Origin of the sequence: Pseudomonas sp. HY13-MNA-CIBAN-0226 (assembly GCF_040310305.1) — a bacterium.
GTDB classification, from domain to species: domain Bacteria; phylum Pseudomonadota; class Gammaproteobacteria; order Pseudomonadales; family Pseudomonadaceae; genus Aquipseudomonas; species Aquipseudomonas gregormendelii.
Genome location: NZ_JBEOPS010000090.1, coordinates 1 through 378 on the forward strand (window position 1 = coordinate 1; position 378 = coordinate 378).

Sequence of the window (378 nt, forward strand, 5' to 3'; positions counted from 1 at the left end):
TGCTTAAACAACGAATCATCACGGCGCTGATCCTGCTGCCGATTGCCTTGTGCGGTTTTTTCCTGCTCGACGGTTCCGGCTTTGCGCTGTTCATCGGCCTGGTCGTGACTCTTGGTGCCTGGGAATGGGCGCGCCTGGCGGGCTTCGTCAACCAGTTGCCGCGCGTGGCCTACGCCGCCGTGGTCGCGCTGTTGTTGTTCTTCATGTACATCCTGCCGGATATCGCGCCTTGGGTACTGGGTGCGGCAGTGTTGTGGTGGGCGTTGGCGACTTTCCTGGTGCTCACCTATCCGCGCACCAGTGGCCAATGGTCCAGCGTGGCCTGCAAGCTGGTGATTGGCCTGGCAATCCTGTTGCCGGCCTGGCAAGGGCTGGTGG

At 61.9% G+C, this 378-nt stretch carries 1 protein-coding gene; it reads left to right on the forward strand.

Annotation, left to right across the window (positions count from 1 at the left end; translation table 11 throughout):
- The coding region (locus AAEZ05_RS27890) for a phosphatidate cytidylyltransferase (protein WP_350649781.1) at nucleotides 1–378 on the forward strand (378 nt) is incomplete at both ends.